The organism is Luteimonas sp. GW821-FHT14E02, from assembly GCF_058803905.1.
Genome location: NZ_JBXAPK010000006.1, coordinates 241227 through 262404 on the forward strand (window position 1 = coordinate 241227; position 21178 = coordinate 262404).

A 21178-nucleotide genomic window follows, 5' to 3' on the forward strand; every position below is an offset into this window, starting at 1 on the left:
CTTGCGTGTCCCAGGCTTGCGCGCCCTCGTGGTCTCGCGCGCTTAGGGGCTACCGCCCCCGCCCGCTCCGCCGATGCCCGACGAGGCACCACCCGCATCGGCGCGCGCGGCGTACATCGTGCCGGGCGGCGGCTGCTGCTGGAAATAGGCGTCGATGCCGCCGAGCACCGCGCGTGCCAGCGTGCGCTGGTAGGACGGGTCGGACAGCAGGCGCTCTTCCTCGGGGTTCGAGATGAAGGCCGTCTCCACCAGCATCGCCGGCATGTCGGAGGTGCGCAGCACGGCGAAGTTGGCGCGCTCGATGCGCGCCTTGTGGTTGCTGCCGACGCGGGACAGGCCGCTCAGGACATGGTTGGCCGCGTCTTCCGAAGCCTTCATGTGGCCGCTCTGGGTGAGGTCGAGCAGCACCGAGGCCAGCGTGTTGTCGGCGGCCGGCATGCGCCCGCCGATCAGGTCGGCGGCGTTTTCCTTGTCGGCGAGCCAGCGCGCGCGCTGCGAAGACGCGCCCTTCAGCGAGAGCACGTAGACGGAAGAGCCATTGGCGCTGCGATTCTCCGCGGCGTCGGCATGGATCGAGACGAAGATGTCGGCCTTGGCGGCGCGCGCCAGCTGCGCGCGGCGCGGCAGCGGGATGAACACGTCGCGGTCGCGGGTCATGTAGGCCTTCAGGCCCGGCGTGGCGTTGATCTGGCGCGCGAGTTCGCGGCCGATCGCCAGCGTGACGTCCTTCTCGCGCTTGCCATTCATGCCGATCGCGCCGGGATCCTGGCCACCGTGACCGGGATCGATGGCGACGATCAGCGGACGCATGCCGCGCGTCCAGGCACGCGTCACCGGACGCGGAGCGTCCTCCTCGGGAGAGGGTCGCGCCGGTGCGGGCGTGACCGGCGTCGGCACGCCGGTGGCGATGCGCGTCGGGACGCCCGTCGCGATGCGGGTCGTGCCGTTGGCGATCATGCTGCCGGCGGTCGTGCCGTTGGAAGGCGCGCCGCTGGACGCTGAAGACGTGGACGGCATCGTCCGCGGCAACGACGGTTCGCTCGTTGGCTGCGGTTGCGGCGGCGATGCCGGATTCGGAGTCTGGGCGGAAGGCTGGGAGCCGCTGGACTGCACTGCGGAGGCGATCAATCGCGAAGTCGCGGCGGCCGAAGCGACGGACTGATCGGCTTCGGATGGCGCCGGGCCGGGAGATGCCGGCGCCTGGGCGGCCGTTGGCGCCGGATTGGCCGGAGCCGGCGTCGGACCCGGCGCGCTGCTCGCCATGGCGGATGCCGGAGCGGCGCCTTCGTCGCCCGGCCATTCGAGGACCAGACGGCTGCCGTCCGGCCCGTTCTCGAACCGTGGCTTCAGCGCCACGACCGGGGCATTGAGGTCGAAGACGATGCGGGTCGTCCCCGGCACGGGATGGCCGCTGCGGACGGACTTCACCAGCCCCGTCGGCCCCGGCAGCTTCACGCCACGGCCCAGGCTGGTACCCGGCAGATCGACGACCAGGCGGTCGGGGTTGGACAGGGTCAGGACCTGGAATTCGGCCTGCTTGTCCAGGACCACTTCGGCGCGGGTGCCCGTGGCACCGGCATTCACACGCAAGTGATTGACACTGTTCTGATTTTCGGAGGCGCGCGCAAGATTCCACGCCAGCGCGGCCAATAAGGCCAGGCCGAGCAGGAATTGTTGGAAGGTGGCCCCCTTGACTCGCATGCGCCGTAGTCAAGCATCAAGCGGGGATTTTTGCAATCAGTTTTCCCTTACAAATCCGTAGCCTGGCGACCTTTGCTACGGGTTCGATTCAGGAAAGGCCCGCAACCCACCAAAACTCGGATAGCCTGGCTAACCAGGTCACCCCCGCCGGGCTGGCCGGGACCAGCCGGGCGGCCCGTCCGGTTCCCTGCACCGCCAGCTCCACCCGCAGGTCCGGGGGCGGCAAGCCGCCCTGCCCACGTTCGGGCCATTCGACCAGCCACAGCGCGGCGTCGCTGTCGTCGAGTCCGAGGAATTCGAGCTCACCCGCGTCGCCGATGCGATACAGATCCAGATGCAAGGCTTCGCCGCGCGTGGTGTCGTAACGTTCCACCAAGGTGTAGGTCGGACTGCGCACCGCGCCCGTCACGCCGAGCGCGCGCAGCCACGCACGCGCGAGCGTGGATTTCCCGGCGCCGAGATCGCCACGCAGATGCACGCTCGCTCGCGCGGGTTGCGTCGCGGCGAGCGCGCGCGCGAGCGAATCGGTGGCGTCGCTGTCGCTCAGGAACATTTCGATGGGAGCCATCGTGGCCGCTGTCATTACGGTGGGTGCTGTCGCGCTCATGAGTTGGCCAAGCGTCGCACGTGCGCAAACAGATCGGAAGGCAGCAATCCACGTTCACCACCTTCTTGCGCAGCGGCATCGCCCGCCGCCGCATGCAGCAATGCGCCGCAGCATGCCGCATCGAATGCGGAGAGACCTTGCGCACGCAGCGACGCGATGATGCCGGTGAGGATGTCACCCATGCCGCCCACCGCCATACCGGGATTGCCCGCGGCGAGCACGCGCATCGTTTCGCCGGGTGCCGCGATCACGGTTCCCGCGCCTTTCAGCACGATCACGCAGCCGTAGCGCTCGCGCAAACTTTTCGCGGCGGCGTAGCGATCAGCCTGCACGTCCTGCGTGGAAATGCCGAGCAATCGCGCCGCTTCGCCGGGATGGGGCGTGAGGATCGTATCGGATGGCAGAACGCGAGGCGCGGACGCCAGCAGATTCAAGGCATCCGCATCGAGCACGAGCGATTTCCCCGCCGCCAGCACGGCTTTCTGCAATGCATGACCCCATGCTTCCTGACCGAGTCCTGGACCGAGCGCGATCACGTCCGCCTGCTCGAACAAGCGCGCCGCGGTCAGCGATTGCAACGGCGACGTCCCATCGACGGCATGCACCATCGCTTCCGGCCTGCGCGACAACAGTGCCGTGACGTGCTCGGCACGCGTGGCGACATCCACCAACCCTGCTCCGGCGCGCAATGCCGCCTCCGCACACATCGCGATCGCACCGCCCTTGCCGTGATCGCCGCCAATGCACAGCACACGCCCCGACTCGCCCTTGTGCGTATTGCGACGACGGCGCGGCAGATAGCCGGGCAGCGCATCCGCCGCGATTTGATACGCCGCCACGGGCAGTTCGTCCAGCATTGTTCGCGGCACGTCCAGCGATGCGACGCTGCGCACGCCGACATGATCGAGCGCCGCTCCCGTCGCCAATCCGAGATGCGCGCCGATGAATTGCACGGTATGGCTGGCGTGGATCGCCACGCCCGGCACGCGGCCGGTATCGGCATCGACGCCGCTCGGAACGTCCAGCGCGAGCACCGGCGCGCGCGCCGCGTTGATCGTCTCGATCAGCACGGCGGTCTCGGCATCCGGCACGCGCGAGAAGCCGATGCCGAACAGGGCGTCGACGACCAGGTCGAACTGGTCGAAATCAGCGTGCGGCACATCACTCAGCGCCACGTCGACATGGCCTCCGGCTTCGAGAAATTCTTGTCGCATCCGCTGCGCCAGCTCACCACGCGAAGCGTGCGACAGCAGCTGCAGTACGCGCACCACGCGCCCGGCCTCACGCGCATGGCGCGCCAGCACCCAGCCGTCGCCGCCATTGTTGCCGGGACCGCACACGACCAGGATGCGGCGGGCACGCGGCCAATGCGTCAGCGACGCATGCCAGGCGGCCAGCCCCGCGCGGCGCATCAGCACTTCGTCGCCGCCGAGGGCATCCGCCTGCGCCTCGATGCGGCGCAGCGCACGGCTGTCGTAGAGGGGCGTGCTGTTGGCAGGCTGGAGGGATCCGCTCATCGTCACGATTCTATACTTGCGCCATGGTGCCTCAGGCCGTCCCCGCTACCGATCTCGATCCCGCCGTCGCCGCACGGCGGATCAAGGCGCTTGCGCGCGAGGCGGGGTTCCAGCGCTGCGGCATCGCCGGGATCGAACTCGGCGCGGACGAAACCTATCTGCGCGACTGGCTCGCCAACGGCCTGTACGGCTCGATGGACTGGATGGCGCGACACGGCGACAAGCGCTCGCGTCCGGCGGAACTGGTGCCCGGCACGCTGCGCGTGATCTCCGTCGGCCTCGATTACGGCCGCGACGAGGAAGAAGCCTGGCAGACGCTGAGCGACGGCGAACGCGCCTACGTCGCCCGCTACGCGCTCGGCCGCGACTACCACAAGCTGATGCGCAATCGCCTGCAGAAGCTGGCCGATCGCGTCGCCGGGGAGATCGGGCCATTCGGCCATCGCGTCTTCGTCGATTCCGCACCGGTGCTCGAACGCGCACTGGCGAGGAACGCGGGGCTGGGCTGGATCGGCAAGAACACCTGCCTGATCGACAAGGACGGCGGCTCCTGGTTTTTCCTCGGCGAGATCTATGTCGATCTGCCGCTGCCGATCGATCCGCCCGCGAGCGCGCACTGCGGCACCTGCGCGCGCTGCATCGAGATCTGCCCGACACAGGCCATCGTCGCACCGCACCGGCTCGATGCGCGGCGCTGCATCGCTTACCTCACCATCGAGCACGAAGGCGCGATCGACGAGGAATTGCGGCCACTGATCGGCAATCGCATCTTCGGCTGCGATGACTGCCAGTTGGTGTGCCCCTGGAACAAGTTCGCCAAGCGCACCGACGAGCCGGATTTCCGCGTGCGCAACGATCTCGACAAGGCGACGCTGGCGGAATTGTTCGCCTGGAGCGAAGCCGAATTCATGCAGCGCACGGAAGGCTCCGCGATCCGCCGCAGCGGCTACGAACGCTGGCTGCGCAATCTCGCGGTGGCGCTGGGCAATGCGCCGACTTCGCCGGAAGTGGTTGCGGCGCTACGGTCGCGAATCGAAACGAGCGATCCGGTCGTGCGCGAGCATGTCACCTGGGCCTTGGCCCAGCACGGCGTTTGATTTCCTGACAAAAGAAAATCAGAGACGACGCTTCAGCTCCGCGAGCAGCGCGGCCGTCACCGGATCATCCGCTTCGGTATCGCCACGCAACGCGGGCAACAGGCGATTCGCCACCTGCTTGCCAAGCTCGACACCAAACTGGTCGAAGGCATTGATGCCCCACACCACCGACTGCAGGTAGACGCTGTGTTCGTACAGCGCGATCAGCTGGCCGAGCGCTTCCGGCGTCAGCGCATCGAGCAGCAGCAGCGTGCTGGGACGATTGCCGGCGTAGGCGCGATGAGGATCGTCGTTGGCCTGTCCGTTCGCCAGCGCCTCGGTCTGCGCCAGCAGATTGGCGAGCAACGCCTGATGGTTCTCGCTGTATGGATCGTCGTTGCGCACCACGCCAATGAAGTCGGCGGGGACGATCTGCGTGCCCTGGTGCAGCGCCTGGAAGAAACTGTGCTGGGTATCGGTGCCCGGACCACCCCACCACACCGGCACGGTCTGTTCGCGCAGCGGCGCAGCATCCAGGCGCACCGATTTGCCGAGACTCTCCATCACCAGCTGCTGCAGATAGTTCGGCAGCAGGCGCAGGCGCTCGTCGTAGGGCAGCACGGCCTGCGTGGCGGCGCCGAGCGCGTTGCGGTTCCAGACCGCGGTCAAGGCGTGCCAGAACGCGAGGTTCTCGCGCGGCGGCGCGTTCAACGCATGCGCGTCCATCCCGGCGGCGCCGGCGAGCAGCGCTTCAAAGCGATCCATGCCGATCGCGAGCGCGATCGGAAAGCCCACCGCCGACCACAGCGAGTAGCGGCCGCCCACCCAGTCCCACATCGGCAGGATGCGCTCGGCCGCGATGCCGAATTTCGCCGCGCGCTCGACATTCGCGCTGACGGCGTAGACGCGGCCGTCGTCGCCGAGCCAGTCGCGGACGATGGTGCCGTTGAGCAGGGTTTCCTGGGTGCCGAAGGTCTTGGAAATCAGGATCGCGGCAGTGCGCGCCGGATCGAGTCCAGCCAGCGTGCGCTGAGCGGCGGCGCCGTCGACGTTGGACAGGAAGTGAACGCGGAAGCGAGCGCCCGGCAGACTCAGGGCATCCGCGACCAAGCGCGGACCGAGATCGGAGCCGCCGATGCCGACACTGACGATGTCGGTGACATTGGACGCCGACAGCGCATCGATCAGCGCCGCCATCCTCGCGCGCGCCTCGTGCGCCTGCGCGGACGCGGCGTGCGCGACGGGCGCCGGGGACAGGTCGCCACGCAGCGCAGTGTGCAGCGCCGAGCGACCTTCGGTGGCGTTGACGGTATCGCCGTCGATCAGGCGCCGCATCGCGCCTGGGAAGTCGGCGGTTTCCGCCAGCGCGAACAGTTCGTCGAGCGCGGCGCGGTCGTAGCGCTGGCGTGCGAAATTCGCGTACAGCGCGCCGGCGCGCAGAGCGAAGTCGCCCGCGCGCGCGGGATCGTCGGCGATCAGTTTGGAGATGGGCGCGCTTTGCAGGCGCGTTGCGGCGTTTCTGAGGACTTCGAAATCGACAGTCGCCATCCCGATCACGCCGCCTGTGCGGGGATCGAGGTATTCGTATGGGTCAGGCGGTTCTGCCGATCCACATACACCAGCGTCGGCTTGAACTTGGCCGCCTCGGCCTCGTCGCAACTGCCGTAGGCGCAGATGATCACCAGGTCGCCGGGCTGCGCCTTGTGGGCGGCGGCGCCGTTCACCGAGATGATGCCGCTGCCTTCCTCGCCGCGGATGGCGTAGGTGGCGAAGCGTTCACCGTTGTTGATGTTGTAGATCTCCACGCGCTCGTACTCGCGGATGCCCGAGATGTCGAGCAGGCGGCCATCGATGGCGCACGAGCCTTCGTAATGCAGCTCGGCGTGGGTGACGGTGGCGCGGTGGATCTTGGCTTTGAGGAGGGTCAGTTGCATGGATGCAGGGCCGTGGGGAGGCGCAGGCCGCGGAGTGTACTAGATATAGGCCAACGGCCGGATTTCCAGCCCGCTGGCATGGCCGGAAGTGTTCTACCCGGGAATTGTGAATTCCAGATTGTCGATCAGCCGGGTCTTGCCCAGCCTGGCGGCGATCAGGGCAACCTGCTGCCCGCCCTCGCCGTCCGATGGCTCGGCGAGATCGGGGCGGCGCACGACGGCGTAATCGACCACCAAGCCGGACGCTGTGAGCGCTGCTCCGGCTTCGGCTTCGATCACCGCGCGCGCAGCGCCGGCCGTGGCCGCGTCCCGCATCGCCAACAACGTGCGGTGAATGACCGGAGCAGTCGCACGCTCCTGCGGCGACAGGTATTGGTTGCGCGAACTCATCGCCAGGCCGTCGTCCTCGCGCACGATCGGCGCCGGCAGCAGTTCGATCGGGAACGCGAGATCACGCACCAGATAGCGGATCACCGCCAGCTGCTGATAGTCCTTGCGCCCGAACGCGGCCACGTCCGGCTGCACTTGATTGAACAGCCGCGAGACCACGGTGACCACGCCGTCGAAATGACCCGGACGATGCGCGCCGTCGAGCACGTCGGTGATGCCGGGCACGCGCATGTGCACGGCGGCGTCGGCGCCGTAGGGATACATCGTCTCCACCGACGGCAGCCACAGCAAATCACAGCCGGCTTCGCCCAAGCCTTCCGCATCCGCTTCGGGGGTGCGCGGATAGCGCGCGAAATCCTCGTTCGGCCCGAACTGCGTCGGGTTCACGAAAACGCTGGCGACGACGCGATCGGCACGCTCGCGCGCGAGCTTCACCAGCGAATGGTGTCCGGCATGCAGATTGCCCATGGTCGGCACGAAGCCGATGCGCAGGCCGGCACGCTTCCACTCGCCGATGCGCGCGCGCAGCGCCGGCAGTTCACCGATCGTGTCCAGGCTCACGTAAGCAGGCTCATTCGTAGGAATGCTCGGCGTCGGGGAAGCTGCCATCGCGCACCGCCGCGATGTAGGCCTTCACGGCACCGGCGATGGAGCCGCCTTCACCTAGGAAATCCTTGACGAATTTCGGACGCCGGTGCCCGGTGTGCAGGCCGAGGAAATCGTGCAGCACCAGCACTTGTCCGTCGCAATGCGGGCCGGCGCCGATGCCGATGGTGGGAATCGGAATCGCCTGGGTGATCGCCTGGGCGAGCCCGGACGGCACGCATTCGAGCACCAGCAACGTCGCGCCCGCCTCGGCCACCGCGGCGGCGTCCGCGCGCAGGCGCTGCGCTGCGGCATCCTCGCGCCCTTGCACCTTGTAGCCGCCGAAGCGCAGCACGGATTGCGGGGTCAGGCCGAGATGTGCGCAGACGGGAATCTCGCGCTCGGTCAGGAATCGGATCACGTCGAGTTTGTGGCCGGCACCTTCCAGCTTCACCATCTGCGCGCCGGCCTGCAGCAGGCGCGTGGAGGCATCGAGCGCGCGCTCGGGCGTGGCGTCGGCCTGGAACGGCAGATCGGCGATCAGCAGCGCGCGCTTCACGGCGCGCGCGACGATGGTCGTGTGATAGACCATGTCGTCGACGCTGACCGGCAGCGTCGAGTTCTGCCCTTGCACCACCATGCCGAGCGAATCGCCGACCAGCAGGAGTTCGGTGCCGTTCTCGTCGAAGACGCGCGCGAAGCCGGCGTCGTAGGCGGTGAGCATCGCCAGCTTGTGACCGCCGCGCTTGGCTTCGGCCAGTGCCGGGACGGTCAGCGGCTTGCGGTCATCTGGGGCGTACATGGCGCGGCAACCATTTTGATGCGATGCATCAGGGTAACGCTTGAATGCCTTCGTCCGCCACGGCGGCACGCGCGGCACGTACCGTTCCACGGCCGGGGATCACCGCCTCCGGCGCGATCTCGGTCAGCGGCACCAGCACGAAGGCGCGCTCGTGCAGATGCGGGTGCGGCACGTGCAGGCCGGGCTGATCGATGGTCGTTTCGCCGTAGAGCAAAAGATCGAGATCGAGCGTGCGCGGCCCCCATCGCTCGCTTTCGTCGCTGCGGTCACGGCCGAAGCTGCGCTCCAGCGTCAGCAAGGCATCGAGCAGCGCGCGCGCATCCAGCCGGGTGTCGAGCGCGGCGACGGCGTTGACGAAGTCGGGCTGATCGCTCCGGCCCCAGGCTGGCGTCCGGTACAGCTTCGAGGCGCGCAGCAATCGCGTTTCCGGCAAATCGCCCAGCGCGTCGATGGCGGCGCGCAATGTCTGGACCGAGTCGCCGATATTGCTGCCGAGACCGACGTACGCGACTTGGGCCGTCCCTGCCGGGACACTCATTCGACCGCCGAATTCGAACCGGCGTGCTCGGCCTGACCGACGGGCTTGCGGCGACGGCGCCGGCGCTTGCGCCCGGGAACCGCCGCCCCCTCGCCTTCCGCTTCTTCGAGTTCGGCGGGATGCATCGCGATGGCGTTGTCCGGGTCCTGCTGCGCATCACGCCAGAACGCCACGTCATCGGCATGATCGTCGGAGGCCGCCTGCCGCAGGATCAGGAAATCGAAGGCGGCGCGGAAGCGCGGATGCGAGAGCGTGCGCATCACCCGCTTGCGCTGGCGCTGGCCATTGCGGGCCTGCGACAGCCGCGCCTGCATCAGCCAGATTTCCTGCATCGGCAGTGAGAACCGGCGCGGCAGCGCGATCGAATCGAGCTGGTGCACGGTAACGCGATCGGCGGCGCGTCGCTGTGCCTCGGTGAGATGCACGCCCTGCGACTGCAGCGCCATCAGCGCGCGGCAATAGGCCGGCCACAGCAGCAGCGCGAACAGGAAGGCTGGCGAGACCGGCTCGTCCGCGCGCACGCGTGCATCGGTGTTGCGCAGGCCGGCGATCACCATGCGCCGCAGCGCGCCGCTGCGATTGGCGGCGAGCGCGGCGGCCGTGTCGGGGAACAGCGCGGGCAGCAGTCCGTAGCGCTCCAACCCTTCGAAACTGGCTTCGGCATGACCGGAGAGGAACAGTTTCAGGCAATCCTCGAACAACCGCGCCGGCGCGGCCTCGCGCAGCAGCGGCGCCAGGCGTGCGATCGGCTCGGCGGTGCCTTCGTCGATGCGGAAGCCAAGCTTGGCGGCGAAGCGGATCGCGCGCAGCATGCGCACCGGGTCCTCGCGATAGCGGGTTTCCGGATCGCCGATCAGCTTGAGCACGCGGTTGTTCACGTCCTCGAAGCCGCCGACGTAGTCGCGCACGGAAAAATCTTCGACCGTGTAGTACAGGGCGTTGGCGGTGAAGTCGCGCCGGACCGCGTCGTCCTCAATGCTGCCGTAGACGTTGTCACGCAGCAGGCGGCCGTCGTCGTGGACCTGGCGGTCGCCGCTGCCGTCGTCGCTGTTGGCGCGGAAGGTGGCGACCTCGATGATCTCGCGCCCGAACACCACATGCGCCAGACGGAAACGGCGACCGATCAGCCGGCAGTTGCGGAACAGGTGCTTGACCTCTTCCGGCGTGGCGCTGGTGGCGACGTCGAAATCCTTGGGGTGGCCGCCGACCAGCAGGTCGCGCACGGCGCCGCCGACCAGGTAGGCATCGAAGCCACCCTCGCGCAGACGGTAAAGCACGCGCAAGGCGTTCGCGCTGATGTCCTTGCGCGAGATCGTGTGTTGCTCGCGCGGGATGATGCGCCGAGCGATGGAGGTGGATTGGGTCGGGTTGGGCATTCAGAGAGGAGATTCGATCGGCTGCCCTTTTGGCAACCGCGACGGGCGCGGGTCCTTCCGCGAGCCCCGACCATCCGCGGCCGGGCTTTCCACGATATACTAACAACTTCGCGCCGGGCATCCGACGGCACGCCGGCCGTCCAGCCGGTGCCGGCTCCTACCGGCAAACCCCTGCTCCCTTCGTCTAGAGGCCTAGGACGTGGCCCTCTCAAGGCTAAAACACGGGTTCGAATCCCGTAGGGAGCGCCATATTCAATTGCGAGCCGTTCCCGTCGTTCTCGCAAGAGGTCCACGCCAACCGCGCGGATCTTCCGACAAAACCCGGCTCCGGCCGGGTTTTGTTTGGGTGACGGGAAGACCGCCCCACCCCGCTGCTTCGCCCTGCTTTGGGCAAGCCGCTAGACTATCCGCCAAGCCACATCGCGAATCCCCCATGCCTTTTGTTGTCACCGAGAACTGCATCAAGTGCAAGTACACCGACTGCGTCGAGGTGTGCCCGGTCGACTGTTTCCACGAAGGCCCGAACTTCCTGGTGATCGATCCGGACGAGTGCATCGACTGCACCCTGTGCGAGCCGGAATGCCCGATCAACGCCATCTATCCCGAGGACGACGTGCCGGCCGGACAGGAGGAATTCGTCGCCCTGAACGCCGAGCTGTCCAAGGCCTGGCCGGTGATCACCGCGCGCAAGGACGGGTTGCCGGACGCGAAGGATTGGGAAGGCAAGACCGGCAAGCTGCCATTGTTGGAGCGCTAAGCCGGGGACGAGGTTCCATTACGAAAAACGGGCGCCGAGGCGCCCGTTTTCTTTTCGACCACTGAGCTGGCTCAGCCGCCCAGAGCCGCCTTCAACGCGGCGATCAGCTTGGTCGGCGCCTCGGTGGTGGCCGGCAGGCCGCGCGGATCGACCGCGGATACGTACACGCCGGCATCGACCTTGGTCACGCGCACCAGGAACTTGCTGCCTTCGTAGTCCACGTCGTAGGTGCCGAGAATCTGCGCCTTGCTGGCGATGGTGACGCCCGTGGTCGCGGTGAGGGCGTCGCCGACCTTGGCGAAGATCGCGTCGCGCTCGCCGGGAACCGTGAAGCCGTTGGCACTGCCGGTCGGAGCGGCCGCGGGCGCCGGCAGCGAGGAACGGCTGACCGACTGGGCGTCGCCGCCGGGCAGCTTCATCGCGCCGGAACTGTCCGGGAGGTTCAGATCGGGCGGCACTTCCAGCGGGCGGCTCTCCGGGCTCGCGGCATAGAGATCGTTCTTCTTGCGGAACCAACTGCAGCCGGAGGTGCCGAGAACGGCCGCGGCCACCAGGGCGACGACCACGGTACGGAGCGGGAAAGCTGAAAGACGCATCGGGTTCTCCTGCGGATCAAGCCGCCAGTGTATCGCGAGTGGGCGCGGGACCATGCTTAACCAATGCCCTCTCGGCATCGGCGATGGCGCGAATCCCATCGAATCGAATCAGGGGCACGCTCAGGAGCGCGCGTTCGCCGCCTCGAAGGTCTGGACTGCCCCCAGCATCCGCTCGGCCAGGACCGCGTGCCCCGCCGACAGCGTCGTCAGCGGCAGGCGCAGACCGGTGCCGATGCCCAGCCGCGCCAGGATCGCCTTCACCGGGATCGGGTTCGGCTCGATGCCGAGGAAGTCGTAGAGCTCATGCAGCTGCGCGTCCAGCGCCCGCGCCGCGTCGGCTTCGCCGCCACGCGCCAGATCACTCAGGCGCCGGAACGTCGCCGGCACCACGTTCGAGGCCACCGAGATGATGCCGTCGGCGCCGGCCAGGATCGCGCGCACGGCGGTGGGATCGTCGCCGCTGAGCACGGCGAACGCGTTCGAGCGCAGCGGCAGCAGCGCCTGCATGCGCTCCGGTTCGTTGCGCGCCTCCTTGATGCCGACGATGCGCGCATGCCCGGCGAGTTCGGCGACGGTGTCGGGCAGCAGATCGCAGCCGGTGCGGCCGGGCACGTTGTAGAGCACGATCGGCAGCGCGCCGTCGTCGGCGATCGCGCGATAGTGCGCGATCAGGCCGGCCTGGGTCGGGCGCACGTAAGGCGGCGTCACCACCAGCGCGGCGTCGGCGCCCAGTGCGGCGGCGCGGCGGGTCTGTTCGATGGTCTTGGCGGTGTTCGACAAACCGGTGCCGGCGAGCACCGGGATGCGTCCGCCCAGCAGCTGGACCGCGGTGCGCAGCAAGGTGTCGTACTCGGCATCGAGCAGCGCGGCGGCTTCGCCGGTGGAGCCGGCGACCACGACGCCTTGCGTGCCCGCGGCGAGTTGCGCCTGCAGGAGGCGGCGCCAGGCGTCGAGGTCGAGTTCGCCGGCGGCCGTGAACGGTGTCGCCAGCGCGGTGATGCTGCCGGAAAGTCGCATGTGGGGAGTCGAATTGGGGGCGAGTTTGGAACTGGGGGCGGGAATTCGGGCAACCGGTTGAAATCCGCGACAAATTCCGTCGCGCGACCTTCGCACCGATCTTCGGCCCCCAGCTTGCGTGAGGCAACTTTACTTGCGGCGCGAAACCGCGGGCAAGTATGCTGATCACCGCATCCGGTCGCCGACCGGGTCGCCGTTCACACCCTTACGCTTCGGACGCCGCCTTGACCGATTCAGACACCGCTGTGCGGCCCGCGCCGAACGAGAATTACCTGCTGATCAACGCCTACTCGACGCATCCGCAGTCACCACTGCTCCCGGTGACGCGGCGTATTTCCGACAGTGGCTGCAATCTCGTCGACACGCGCCTGTCCACCGTCGGCCGCGACGTCTCGGTGACGGCGCTGGCCACCGGCTCGTGGGATTCGGTCGCCAAGCTCGAGGCGATGCTGACCCGTCTGGAACGCGAGGAAGGGCTGAAGCTGATCTGGTACCGCACCGGCCCCAAGCCCGTGCAGTCCAACCTGCTGCCCTACGTGGTCGAAGTGGTGGCGTCGGACAAGCCCGGCATCCTGTTCCAGCTGGCCGATTTCTTCGATCGCCAGGGCATCACCATCGAAAGCCTGCACTGCTCGCGCTACCGCGCCATGCAGACCGGCGCCGACATGTTCTCGGCGCAAGTCACCATCGGCGTGCCCGCCGACATGCACATCGCGGCCCTGCGCGACGACTTCCTCGAGTTCTGCGACCATCTGAATCTCGACGCCATCATGGATCCGATGAAGTTCTGACATGCTCGATACCGGCGACAAAGTTCCGAAGCTATCGCTGGCCTTGTCCAGCGGAATCACCGCGAAACTTTCCGATCACATCGGCCATTGGCTGGTGCTGTACTTCTACCCGAAGGACTCGACGCCCGGCTGCACCACCGAGGGTATCGAGTTCAATGGCTTGCTGCCTAAATTCACCAAGCTCGACGCCACCGTGCTCGGCGTCTCGCGCGATTCGATCAAGTCGCATCAGAATTTTTGCGACAAGCAGGGATTCAAGTTCGATCTCGTCAGCGATGTCGACGAAACGCTGTGCAACGCCTTCGGCGTGATCAAGGAAAAACAGCTCTATGGCCGCAAGTACATCGGCATCGAGCGCAGCACTTTCCTCATCGACCCGAAAGGCCGCATCGCCCAAGCCTGGCGCGGCGTCAAGGTGGCCGGGCATGCGCATGCCGTCCTCGACGCCTTGAAGGCTGCCCAGGCCAAGTGAGTCGCCTCTGCATCCGACCGATCCATCGCCCCGCCACGCGGGTTGCGGTGGATCGTCGCCATCCATTTACCGCTCAACACAACACGCATAGGACGACGCGATGACCAAAGGCAAGCGCATCTACGTGCTCGACACCAATGTGCTGATGCACGATCCGACTGCGTTGTTCAAGTTCGAGGAGCACGACGTCTTCCTGCCGATGCAGGTGATCGAAGAGCTCGACAACGGCAAGAAAGGCACTTCGGAAGCCAGCCGCAACGCGCGCCAGGTCAGCCGCTTCATCAACGAGCTGATCGAGTCGCAGGGCGCCGACAAGATCGCCTCCGGCCTCACCCTCACCCGCCCGCAGGGATTGCAGCTGCGCAGCGCCGAGAGCATCGGCCGCCTGCAGTTCCAGACCGGTTCGCTCGAACAGCGCAAGCGCGGCGACGACAAGGCCGACAACGACATCATCGGCGCGATCATCGCGCTCAAGCAGGCCGAGCCGGGCGCGCCGGTGGTGTTCGTGTCGAAGGACATCAACCTGCGCATCAAGGCGGCGATCGCCGGCATCGCCTCCGAGGATTACGAGAACGACCGCGCGCTCGACGACTTCAGCCTGCTCTACACCGGCGCCACGTCACTGCCGGAGGATTTCTGGCAGCGCCACGGCAAGGACCTCAAGTCTTGGACCGACAAGGGCCGCACCTACTACGAAGTGTCGCTCGAGGACGATGAGGAATGGTTCGCCAACCAGTTTCTCTATCTGCCGGGCGATGACCAGACCGAACTGCGCGTGGTCAAGGTGGACGGCGCGCGCGCGACGCTGCAGATCGTCGACGACTACCGCAACCAGCAGCACGCCGTGTGGGGCATCATCGCGCGCAACCGCGAGCAGAATTTCGCGCTCAACGCGCTGATGGACCCGGAGGTCGACTTCGTCACCCTGCTCGGCACCGCCGGCACCGGCAAGACACTACTGGCGCTGGCCGCCGGCCTGGCGCAGACGATGGACGCGCAGCGCTATCGCGAGATCATCATGACCCGCGCCACCGTCAGCGTCGGCGAGGACATCGGCTTCCTGCCCGGCACCGAGGAAGAAAAGATGACGCCGTGGATGGGCGCACTCACCGACAACCTCGAAGTGCTGATGCCGAGCAACAAGGAAGGCGGCAGCTGGGGGCGCGCGGCCACCAACGACCTGCTCGCCTCGCGCATCAAGATCCGCTCGCTCAACTTCATGCGCGGCCGCACCTTCCTCAACCGCTGGCTGATCCTGGACGAGGCGCAGAACCTCACGCCCAAGCAGATGAAGACGCTGATCACCCGCGCCGGCCCCGGCACCAAGATCGTGTGCCTGGGCAACGTCGAGCAGATCGACACGCCCTACCTCACCGAGACCACGTCCGGCCTTACCTACGCCGTGGATCGCTTCAAGAGCTGGGCGCACAGCGCGCATGTCACGCTGCGGCGCGGCGAGCGGTCGCGGTTGGCGGATTACGCTTCCGAAGTGCTCTAAGAGCGGTCCCTCCACATCACGACGAGCCCACTGCTTCCCCCGGGGAAGCGGTGGGCGAAGCCGTTGCCGGCGATACCGTTCGTCGGCTGCGCGCTCATTTTTGATGTTTAAAACATCAATATCAATTTTTTATATTTGTAATTGCGAGATTTAAATCAAAAAATAGCGATCTGGCACATCAATCTGGGACAACCCCCGCGATGATCTCCGCAGTCCAGATGCGCGCGGCGCGCGCAATGCTCGGCATCGACCAGCGCACCCTCGCCGAAATGGCCGGTGTTTCCCTGCCGACCATCCAGCGCATGGAATCCAGCAAGGGCAACGTGCGCGGCGTGGTGAGCACGCTGACCAAGATCGTCGACGCCCTCGACGCCGCCGGCATCGAGCTGATCGGCAACGATCAGCCCAGCCAGGGACGTGGACGCGGCGTGCGCCTGAAGGAGCCGGTGTGATGGCACGCATCGACCGCCGCATCCTGCGGATGTACGAGCCGAAGCTGCTCACGGTTTTCCGCGAAGGCTACGGCTGGCCGCAATTGCGCACGGATGCGATCGCCGGATTGACCGTCGCGATCGTCGCCCTGCCGCTGGCGATGGCATTGGCGATCGCCAGCGGCACGACGCCGGAGAAAGGCCTGTACACGGCGATCGTCGCCGGCTTCCTGATCTCCGCGCTCGGCGGATCGCGCGTGCAGATCGGCGGACCGACCGCGGCCTTCATTCCGGTCGTGTTTTCCGTCATCCAGAACTTCGGCTTCGGCGGCCTGATCCTGTGCACGCTGCTGGCGGGCCTGATGCTGATCGGCGCCGGCCTGCTGCGCCTGGGCGCGCTGATGAAGTACATGCCGCAGCCGGTGATCACCGGCTTCACCGCGGGCATCGCGGTGAGCATCTTCTCCAGCCAGATCAAGGATGCGTTCGGGTTGCGCATGGGCAGCGTGCCGGCGGAATTCCTACCACGCTGGACCGCCTACTTCCAGCACCTGCACACCGTGCAACCGGCGGCCGTGGCCCTGACCGTGCTCGGATTGGTGCTGATCCTCGCGTTGCGACGCTGGCGCCCGAACTGGCCCGGCTTCCTGATCGCGCTGCTGGCCTGCACGCTGGTCACCACCGGGTTCCTGCTGCCTGCGGAAACCATCGGCAGCCGTTTCGGAACACTGCCGTCCACCCTGCCCGTCTTCGACTTCCCGCACATTCCGTTCGAGCGCACGCGCGAGTTGTTGCCGAGTTCGTTCACCATCGCCTTTCTCGCCGGCGTCGAGTCGCTGCTCTCGGCGGTGGTCGCCGACGGCATGACCGGCGGTCGTCATCGCTCCAACGCGGAACTGGTCGCGCAAGGCGTCGCCAACTGCGGATCGGCGCTGTTCGGCGGACTGCCCGCGACCGGCGCCATCGCGCGCACCGCCACCAATGTGCGCGCCGGCGGCCGTTCGCCGGTGTCGGGCATCCTGCACGCGGCCTTCCTGCTGGTGTTCATGCTGTTGCTGGCACCGCTGATGCGCTACATCCCGCTGGCCGGACTCGCGGCGATCCTGCTGGTGGTCGCCTGGAACATCAGCGAAGTCGAAGCCTTCCGCCACACCCTGTCCGCGCCGAAGGGCGATCGTCTGGTATTGCTGCTGACCTTCTTCCTCACCGTGCTGGTCGATCTCACCGTGGCGATCGAGGCCGGACTCGTGGTCGCCGCCTTCGTCTTCATGTTCCGCATGGCCGACGCGGTGGAAGTGAATGCCGGCACGCGCCCGCTGGACGAGAACGGTGGCGGCGATGGCGAAACCGACCAGCGCGCGCTGCTGCCCAAGGGGGTGGAGGTCTTCCAGATCAACGGCCCGCTGTTCTTTGGCGCCGCCAACCGGCTCGACAACCTGCTCGACCAGTTCATGTCGCCGCCGCGCGTCTTCATCCTGCGCATGCGGCTGGTGCCGATCATCGACGCCAGCGGCGTGCATGCGTTGAAGACATTGGCCGAACGCTGCCATCGCCGCGGCATCGTGCTAATCATCTCCGGCCTGCAGGCGCAGCCGAAGCGCGTGATCGCCGGCATGCATCTCGACGAACGCGAAGGCGAGCTGCATTTCGCGCGGGACTATCCGCATGCGTTGCAACTGGCGGAATCCATCGTCGGGACCTAGCCCTGCGGCGGATCACGCTTTCACGGTGTCATCCGCCGCTTTCTGAAGCGCAGACGGCAGCCTGCGAATTGCAGGACGATGCTTCGACAATCTCTTGCCTGTGCGAAAAAATCATGGCGCTGAGCGCGGCCAGCACCCAGACCCCGATGCCGCCGTAAAGCATCAGGTTGCCGAAACCATCGGTGAGCGCGCTGCGGACGATGTCAGCGGATGCATCCAGCCTCGCCAGTCGCGGAAACTCCTGCCGCAACGCTGCCAGGTCTCCGCCCGCAAGACGTTCGGCGATGGCGCGCAGCTGCGTCGCGTCGAATTCCGCACCCAGCATCTTGCGCAATGAGGCATGGATCCCTGCCACCAGGATCGCTCCCATCACGGCGATATTGATCGCCAGCGTGATCAGCCTGGCGCTGATGTCCATGCCCGAAGCCATGCCGGCGCGATTCGACGGCACCGCTCCGGTGGTCATGTTGGTGGCCGGCGTGTTGGTCAGCCCCAGGCCGATGCCCGCAACCAGCGCGCCGGGGAGGACGGCCAGCCCGCTGTGCTGCCCGAAGCCGCTGCCCAACTTCATCAGCAGGAAGCCCAATCCGATCGTAAACAACCCGGCGGGAATCACGACGCGGGCCTGATAGCGTACCAGCAGGTATTGCGCGACCGGCGGCATCACCAGATACGGCAGCGTGTAGGCGAGCAGCAGCAGGCCGGTCGTGGTGTTGTCGTAGCCGAGCGCCGCGGAGAAATACAGCGGCAGATAGATCATGAAAGGCCAGTAGCTGAAATTCATGCCGACGCAACCGAGGATCGCACCGGAGAAATCGCGGATCTTGAACACCGAGAAATCGAACATCGGATGCGGATGGAATTTCTCCACCAGCACGAAGGCGACGAGACTCACCAGCGTCGCGGCGGCGACGCCGAGGATGACCGGGCTGGAGAAACCGAGGTCCGCGCCTTGCGTGATGGCGTAAGTGAGGCCGAGCACCGCCACGGTCAGCGTCAGGATGCCGAGCAGATCCAGCTTCCTGGCGTGTGGATCACGTGACTCTTCCACAGCCGCATAGGTCAGCACGACGCCGAGCACCGCCAGCGGCACGTGCGCCAGGAAGATCCAGCGCCAGTCGAGCACGGCGAGCACCGCGCCACCGATCGCCGGGCCGAAGCCGAGGCCAATCCCGGAGACGACACCCCAGATCGCGAACGCACGTCCGCGCGTCTTCCCTTCCGGAAACTGGTGCGACAGCACCGCGATCGAACAGATCAGGATCGCGCCGCCCGCCATGCCCTGCAGAAACCGGCCGATGATCAGCCAGTGCGTATCCGGCGCCAGCCCGCACAGCAGCGAGGTGAGGCCGAACGCGACGGTGCTGACCACGAATACACGCCTGCGGCCGAAGCGGTCGGCCAGTGTGCCGGTCGCCATCAGCACCGTGGTGCAGGCGATGGTGTAGGCATTCATGATCCACTGCAGCGCTTTGAAGTCGGCGCCGAGGACCTTCTCCAGGTCCGGCAGGATGATCGGCACGCTGGAAATCTCCAGGCCGAACATCAGCCCGGCCAGGCAGATCGCGATCAATGCGACGGTATTGGAGGAACGGGAATGCGCTGCGGCGGACATCGGTGGGTAGCCGGTGAGGAATCCGGACCATTCTCGGCACCGCCATCACATGAATCAAACGAATTAATTTCATTGTATTAATCAATAATATTAATTAATCTCCCGCCATGAACTTCGATCCCACCCTGCTGCGCACCTTCGTCGCCGTCCAGGAATCCAAGGGATTCACCAAGGCGGCGGCGCGGCTGCATCTCACGCAATCGGCGGTGAGCCATCAGATCCGGCGCCTGGAGGAGCAGGTCGGCCGACCGCTACTCCACCGCACCACCCGCCGCCTGGCCCTGACCGAGGACGGTGAGGAATTCCTGCGCCACGCCGAACAGATCCTGCATTCCTTCGACGCCCTCGCCCAGCGCTTCCGCACCTCGCCGATCTCCGGCTCCGTGCGCTTCGGCGTGCCGGAAAGCTACATGGGCGAACGCCTGCCGCAGGTGCTGTGCCAGTTCCGCCGCGCCTTCCCCGATGTGCGGCTGGAAGCAAGCGTCGCGGTGAATCTCGACCTGCATCGCATGGTGCTTGCCGGAGAACTCGATCTCGCGGTCGTGCCGGTGGTGGCCGGCACCCTGGAGGGCATCGTGCTGCAGCGCGCGCCGTTGCATTGGGTCGCGACCGAGAACTTCGAATTGCCGCGCGAAGCCTCGCTGCCCATCGCCTTCTCCGCACCGCCCTGCATCTGCCGCCTACTGACCCTGGAAGCCTTGAACGCCACCGCGCTGCACTGGCATTCCGTGTTCACCTCGCCCAGCCTGGCCGACCTGCGCGCCGCGGCGCTGACCGGCCTCGCCATCGCGGCGCTCTCGCCGCAAAACATGCAGCCCGGGATGAAGATTCTCGACGGGACATACGGCCTGCCGCCGCTGCCTAACCTCGACACGCTCCTGATCTACGGCGAGGACGAACCGACGCCCGCCGTGCGCGAGTTCGGACGGCTGATCCAGCAGGAAGCCGCTGCCCGCACAATGCACGCATGACCGACCGCCTCCCGCCTTCAGTCCTCACCATCGCCGGCGCCGATTCCGGTGGCGGTGCCGGCATCCAGGCCGATCTCAAGACCTTCGCCGCGCATCGCATTCACGGGCTGTCCGCGATCGCCGCACTGACCGCCCAGCACACGCGCGCCGTCACCGACGTGCATGTGCCACCGATCGCCTTCCTGCGCGCGCAGATCGACGCCTGCTTCGATGATTTCGACATCCGTGCGGTCAAGCTGGGCATGCTGGCGACGGCGGAAGTGATCCACGCCGTCGCCGATGCACTGCAAGCCTATCGGCCGCCCCATGTCGTGCTTGACCCGGTGATGGTCGCCACCTCCGGCGCCAAGCTGCTCGCCGACGATGCGCTCGAAGCGATGCGCCAACGCCTGCTGCCGTTGGCGAGCATCGTCACGCCGAACATCCCCGAAGCGGAACTGCTGCTCGGCAACGCGATCACGAACGGCGAGGCGGCCGAACGCGCCACTTCCAGCCTGCGCGCGCTCGGCGCGCGGGCAGTGCTGCTCAAGGGCGGGCATCTCGGCGAAGGCGCTTCCGTCATCGACCGCTACGACGACGGCATCACGCGCGCGGCCTTCGCGCATGCGCGCATGCGCATCGACGGCCACGGCACGGGCTGTACGCTAGCCTCCGCGATCGCGGCGAACCTGGGTCTCGGCCTGTCCCTCCCCGAAGCCTGCGCGCGTGCCACCGATTACGTGCACGGCGCACTGCTCGGCGGCTACAAGCCGGGGCGCAGCGACATCGTCGTCCTCGATCATTTCCACAAGCTCTGAGCCG

At 66.9% G+C, this 21178-nt stretch carries 21 protein-coding genes and 1 tRNA gene; 10 read left to right on the top strand and 12 right to left on the bottom strand.

The annotated features are described in order from the left end of the window. Positions 1 to 42: 42 nt before the first annotated feature. The 3 genes from AC1RNP_RS12140 to AC1RNP_RS12150 all read right to left on the bottom strand — a co-directional run bounded on the left by AC1RNP_RS12140 (position 43) and on the right by AC1RNP_RS12150 (position 3825). On the bottom strand, positions 43 to 1701 hold the full coding sequence (locus tag AC1RNP_RS12140; RefSeq protein ID WP_493051525.1) for an N-acetylmuramoyl-L-alanine amidase: 1659 nt from the start codon (positions 1699 to 1701) through the stop codon (positions 43 to 45). 88 nt (positions 1702 to 1789) lie between these two features. Beyond that, a complete protein-coding gene (gene tsaE, locus AC1RNP_RS12145; protein ID WP_493051526.1) occupies positions 1790 to 2269 on the bottom strand; it encodes a tRNA (adenosine(37)-N6)-threonylcarbamoyltransferase complex ATPase subunit type 1 TsaE in 480 nt (159 codons plus the stop codon). 35 nt (positions 2270 to 2304) lie between these two features. Beyond that, entirely contained in the window at positions 2305 to 3825 is a 1521-nt protein-coding gene (locus AC1RNP_RS12150; protein ID WP_493051527.1) for an NAD(P)H-hydrate dehydratase, read from the bottom strand. A 23-nt stretch (positions 3826 to 3848) separates the two neighbouring features. Between AC1RNP_RS12150 and queG the strand changes: the two genes are divergently transcribed. Then, positions 3849 to 4922, top strand: a complete 1074-nt coding sequence (gene queG / locus AC1RNP_RS12155) for a tRNA epoxyqueuosine(34) reductase QueG (RefSeq protein ID WP_493051528.1) — start codon at positions 3849 to 3851, stop codon at positions 4920 to 4922. 18 nt (positions 4923 to 4940) lie between these two features. Here the strand turns inward: queG and pgi are convergent, their stop codons facing one another. From pgi to pcnB, 6 genes are all read right to left on the bottom strand, one after another. Further along, positions 4941 to 6449, bottom strand: coding sequence for a glucose-6-phosphate isomerase (gene pgi, locus AC1RNP_RS12160; protein WP_493051529.1), 1509 nt, complete (start codon positions 6447 to 6449; stop codon positions 4941 to 4943). A 5-nt stretch (positions 6450 to 6454) separates the two neighbouring features. After that, positions 6455 to 6835: an aspartate 1-decarboxylase gene (panD, locus tag AC1RNP_RS12165; RefSeq protein WP_242106872.1), complete on the bottom strand. Its 381-nt coding sequence runs from the start codon at positions 6833 to 6835 to the stop codon at positions 6455 to 6457. A gap of 93 nt (positions 6836 to 6928) precedes the next feature. Continuing rightward, positions 6929 to 7780 (bottom strand): pantoate--beta-alanine ligase, encoded by an 852-nt coding sequence (gene panC, locus AC1RNP_RS12170; protein ID WP_493051581.1) that lies wholly within the window; start codon positions 7778 to 7780, stop codon positions 6929 to 6931. Positions 7781 to 7796: 16 nt separating this feature from the next. After that, positions 7797 to 8612: a 3-methyl-2-oxobutanoate hydroxymethyltransferase gene (panB, locus tag AC1RNP_RS12175; protein WP_493051530.1), complete on the bottom strand. Its 816-nt coding sequence runs from the start codon at positions 8610 to 8612 to the stop codon at positions 7797 to 7799. 28 nt (positions 8613 to 8640) lie between these two features. After that, positions 8641 to 9150: a 2-amino-4-hydroxy-6-hydroxymethyldihydropteridine diphosphokinase gene (folK, locus tag AC1RNP_RS12180; protein WP_493051531.1), complete on the bottom strand. Its 510-nt coding sequence runs from the start codon at positions 9148 to 9150 to the stop codon at positions 8641 to 8643. Next, complete coding sequence (gene pcnB, locus AC1RNP_RS12185; RefSeq protein WP_493051532.1) at positions 9147 to 10526, bottom strand: polynucleotide adenylyltransferase PcnB; 1380 nt, start codon at positions 10524 to 10526, stop codon at positions 9147 to 9149. Before pcnB ends, folK begins: the two co-directional genes overlap by 4 nt. Positions 10527 to 10699: 173 nt before the next feature. On the opposite strand from pcnB, the gene AC1RNP_RS12190 reads away from it, so the two are divergent. Both AC1RNP_RS12190 and fdxA read left to right on the top strand, forming a co-directional pair. Beyond that, a tRNA-Glu gene (locus tag AC1RNP_RS12190) sits at positions 10700 to 10775 on the top strand. 184 nt (positions 10776 to 10959) lie between these two features. Then, a complete protein-coding gene (gene fdxA, locus AC1RNP_RS12195; RefSeq protein ID WP_493051533.1) occupies positions 10960 to 11283 on the top strand; it encodes a ferredoxin FdxA in 324 nt (107 codons plus the stop codon). 71 nt (positions 11284 to 11354) lie between these two features. Here fdxA and AC1RNP_RS12200 read toward each other — a convergent pair whose 3' ends face one another. Both AC1RNP_RS12200 and dapA read right to left on the bottom strand, forming a co-directional pair. Then, a complete protein-coding gene (locus AC1RNP_RS12200; RefSeq protein ID WP_493051534.1) occupies positions 11355 to 11879 on the bottom strand; it encodes a hypothetical protein in 525 nt (174 codons plus the stop codon). A 120-nt stretch (positions 11880 to 11999) separates the two neighbouring features. Further along, positions 12000 to 12896 carry a 4-hydroxy-tetrahydrodipicolinate synthase gene (dapA, locus tag AC1RNP_RS12205; protein WP_493051535.1) on the bottom strand — a complete coding sequence of 299 codons (897 nt, stop codon included), beginning with the start codon at positions 12894 to 12896 and terminating at the stop codon, positions 12000 to 12002. A 158-nt stretch (positions 12897 to 13054) separates the two neighbouring features. On the opposite strand from dapA, the gene AC1RNP_RS12210 reads away from it, so the two are divergent. From AC1RNP_RS12210 to AC1RNP_RS12230, 5 genes are all read left to right on the top strand, one after another. Next, a complete protein-coding gene (locus AC1RNP_RS12210; protein WP_493051536.1) occupies positions 13055 to 13687 on the top strand; it encodes a glycine cleavage system transcriptional repressor in 633 nt (210 codons plus the stop codon). A gap of 1 nt (position 13688) precedes the next feature. Next, entirely contained in the window at positions 13689 to 14159 is a 471-nt protein-coding gene (locus AC1RNP_RS12215; protein ID WP_493051537.1) for a peroxiredoxin, read from the top strand. A gap of 100 nt (positions 14160 to 14259) precedes the next feature. Next, positions 14260 to 15657, top strand: a complete 1398-nt coding sequence (locus tag AC1RNP_RS12220; protein ID WP_493051538.1) for a PhoH family protein — start codon at positions 14260 to 14262, stop codon at positions 15655 to 15657. Between the two features lie 200 nt (positions 15658 to 15857). Further along, a complete protein-coding gene (locus AC1RNP_RS12225) occupies positions 15858 to 16109 on the top strand; it encodes a helix-turn-helix domain-containing protein (protein WP_493051539.1) in 252 nt (83 codons plus the stop codon). After that, the gene (locus AC1RNP_RS12230; protein ID WP_493051540.1) at positions 16109 to 17791 is read left to right on the top strand and encodes a SulP family inorganic anion transporter; all 1683 of its coding nucleotides are present in this window, start codon (positions 16109 to 16111) and stop codon (positions 17789 to 17791) included. The genes AC1RNP_RS12225 and AC1RNP_RS12230 overlap by 1 nt, the downstream gene beginning before the upstream one ends. Positions 17792 to 17819: 28 nt before the next feature. Here the strand turns inward: AC1RNP_RS12230 and AC1RNP_RS12235 are convergent, their stop codons facing one another. Further along, the gene (locus AC1RNP_RS12235) at positions 17820 to 19406 is read right to left on the bottom strand and encodes an MFS transporter (RefSeq protein WP_493051541.1); all 1587 of its coding nucleotides are present in this window, start codon (positions 19404 to 19406) and stop codon (positions 17820 to 17822) included. A gap of 107 nt (positions 19407 to 19513) precedes the next feature. On the opposite strand from AC1RNP_RS12235, the gene AC1RNP_RS12240 reads away from it, so the two are divergent. After that, on the top strand, positions 19514 to 20377 hold the full coding sequence (locus AC1RNP_RS12240; protein WP_493051542.1) for a LysR family transcriptional regulator: 864 nt from the start codon (positions 19514 to 19516) through the stop codon (positions 20375 to 20377). Next, positions 20374 to 21174 (top strand): bifunctional hydroxymethylpyrimidine kinase/phosphomethylpyrimidine kinase, encoded by an 801-nt coding sequence (gene thiD, locus AC1RNP_RS12245; RefSeq protein ID WP_493051543.1) that lies wholly within the window; start codon positions 20374 to 20376, stop codon positions 21172 to 21174. The genes AC1RNP_RS12240 and thiD overlap by 4 nt, the downstream gene beginning before the upstream one ends. Positions 21175 to 21178: the final 4 nt, after the last annotated feature.

Excerpts from the sequence above, each read along its gene's own strand:
- AC1RNP_RS12140 (WP_493051525.1), bottom strand. The coding sequence starts at position 1,701 with ATGCGAGTCAAGGGGGCCACCTTCCAACAATTCCTGCTCGGCCTGGCC.
- tsaE (WP_493051526.1), bottom strand. The coding sequence starts at position 2,269 with ATGGCTCCCATCGAAATGTTCCTGAGCGACAGCGACGCCACCGATTCG.
- AC1RNP_RS12150 (WP_493051527.1), bottom strand. The coding sequence starts at position 3,825 with ATGAGCGGATCCCTCCAGCCTGCCAACAGCACGCCCCTCTACGACAGC.
- queG (WP_493051528.1), top strand. The coding sequence starts at position 3,849 with ATGGTGCCTCAGGCCGTCCCCGCTACCGATCTCGATCCCGCCGTCGCC.
- pgi (WP_493051529.1), bottom strand. The coding sequence starts at position 6,449 with ATGGCGACTGTCGATTTCGAAGTCCTCAGAAACGCCGCAACGCGCCTG.
- panD (WP_242106872.1), bottom strand. The coding sequence starts at position 6,835 with ATGCAACTGACCCTCCTCAAAGCCAAGATCCACCGCGCCACCGTCACC.
- panB (WP_493051530.1), bottom strand. The coding sequence starts at position 8,612 with ATGTACGCCCCAGATGACCGCAAGCCGCTGACCGTCCCGGCACTGGCC.
- folK (WP_493051531.1), bottom strand. The coding sequence starts at position 9,150 with ATGAGTGTCCCGGCAGGGACGGCCCAAGTCGCGTACGTCGGTCTCGGC.
- pcnB (WP_493051532.1), bottom strand. The coding sequence starts at position 10,526 with ATGCCCAACCCGACCCAATCCACCTCCATCGCTCGGCGCATCATCCCG.
- fdxA (WP_493051533.1), top strand. The coding sequence starts at position 10,960 with ATGCCTTTTGTTGTCACCGAGAACTGCATCAAGTGCAAGTACACCGAC.
- AC1RNP_RS12200 (WP_493051534.1), bottom strand. The coding sequence starts at position 11,879 with ATGCGTCTTTCAGCTTTCCCGCTCCGTACCGTGGTCGTCGCCCTGGTG.
- dapA (WP_493051535.1), bottom strand. The coding sequence starts at position 12,896 with ATGCGACTTTCCGGCAGCATCACCGCGCTGGCGACACCGTTCACGGCC.
- AC1RNP_RS12210 (WP_493051536.1), top strand. The coding sequence starts at position 13,055 with ATGCTGATCACCGCATCCGGTCGCCGACCGGGTCGCCGTTCACACCCT.
- AC1RNP_RS12215 (WP_493051537.1), top strand. The coding sequence starts at position 13,689 with ATGCTCGATACCGGCGACAAAGTTCCGAAGCTATCGCTGGCCTTGTCC.
- AC1RNP_RS12220 (WP_493051538.1), top strand. The coding sequence starts at position 14,260 with ATGACCAAAGGCAAGCGCATCTACGTGCTCGACACCAATGTGCTGATG.
- AC1RNP_RS12225 (WP_493051539.1), top strand. The coding sequence starts at position 15,858 with ATGATCTCCGCAGTCCAGATGCGCGCGGCGCGCGCAATGCTCGGCATC.
- AC1RNP_RS12230 (WP_493051540.1), top strand. The coding sequence starts at position 16,109 with ATGGCACGCATCGACCGCCGCATCCTGCGGATGTACGAGCCGAAGCTG.
- AC1RNP_RS12235 (WP_493051541.1), bottom strand. The coding sequence starts at position 19,406 with ATGTCCGCCGCAGCGCATTCCCGTTCCTCCAATACCGTCGCATTGATC.
- AC1RNP_RS12240 (WP_493051542.1), top strand. The coding sequence starts at position 19,514 with ATGAACTTCGATCCCACCCTGCTGCGCACCTTCGTCGCCGTCCAGGAA.
- thiD (WP_493051543.1), top strand. The coding sequence starts at position 20,374 with ATGACCGACCGCCTCCCGCCTTCAGTCCTCACCATCGCCGGCGCCGAT.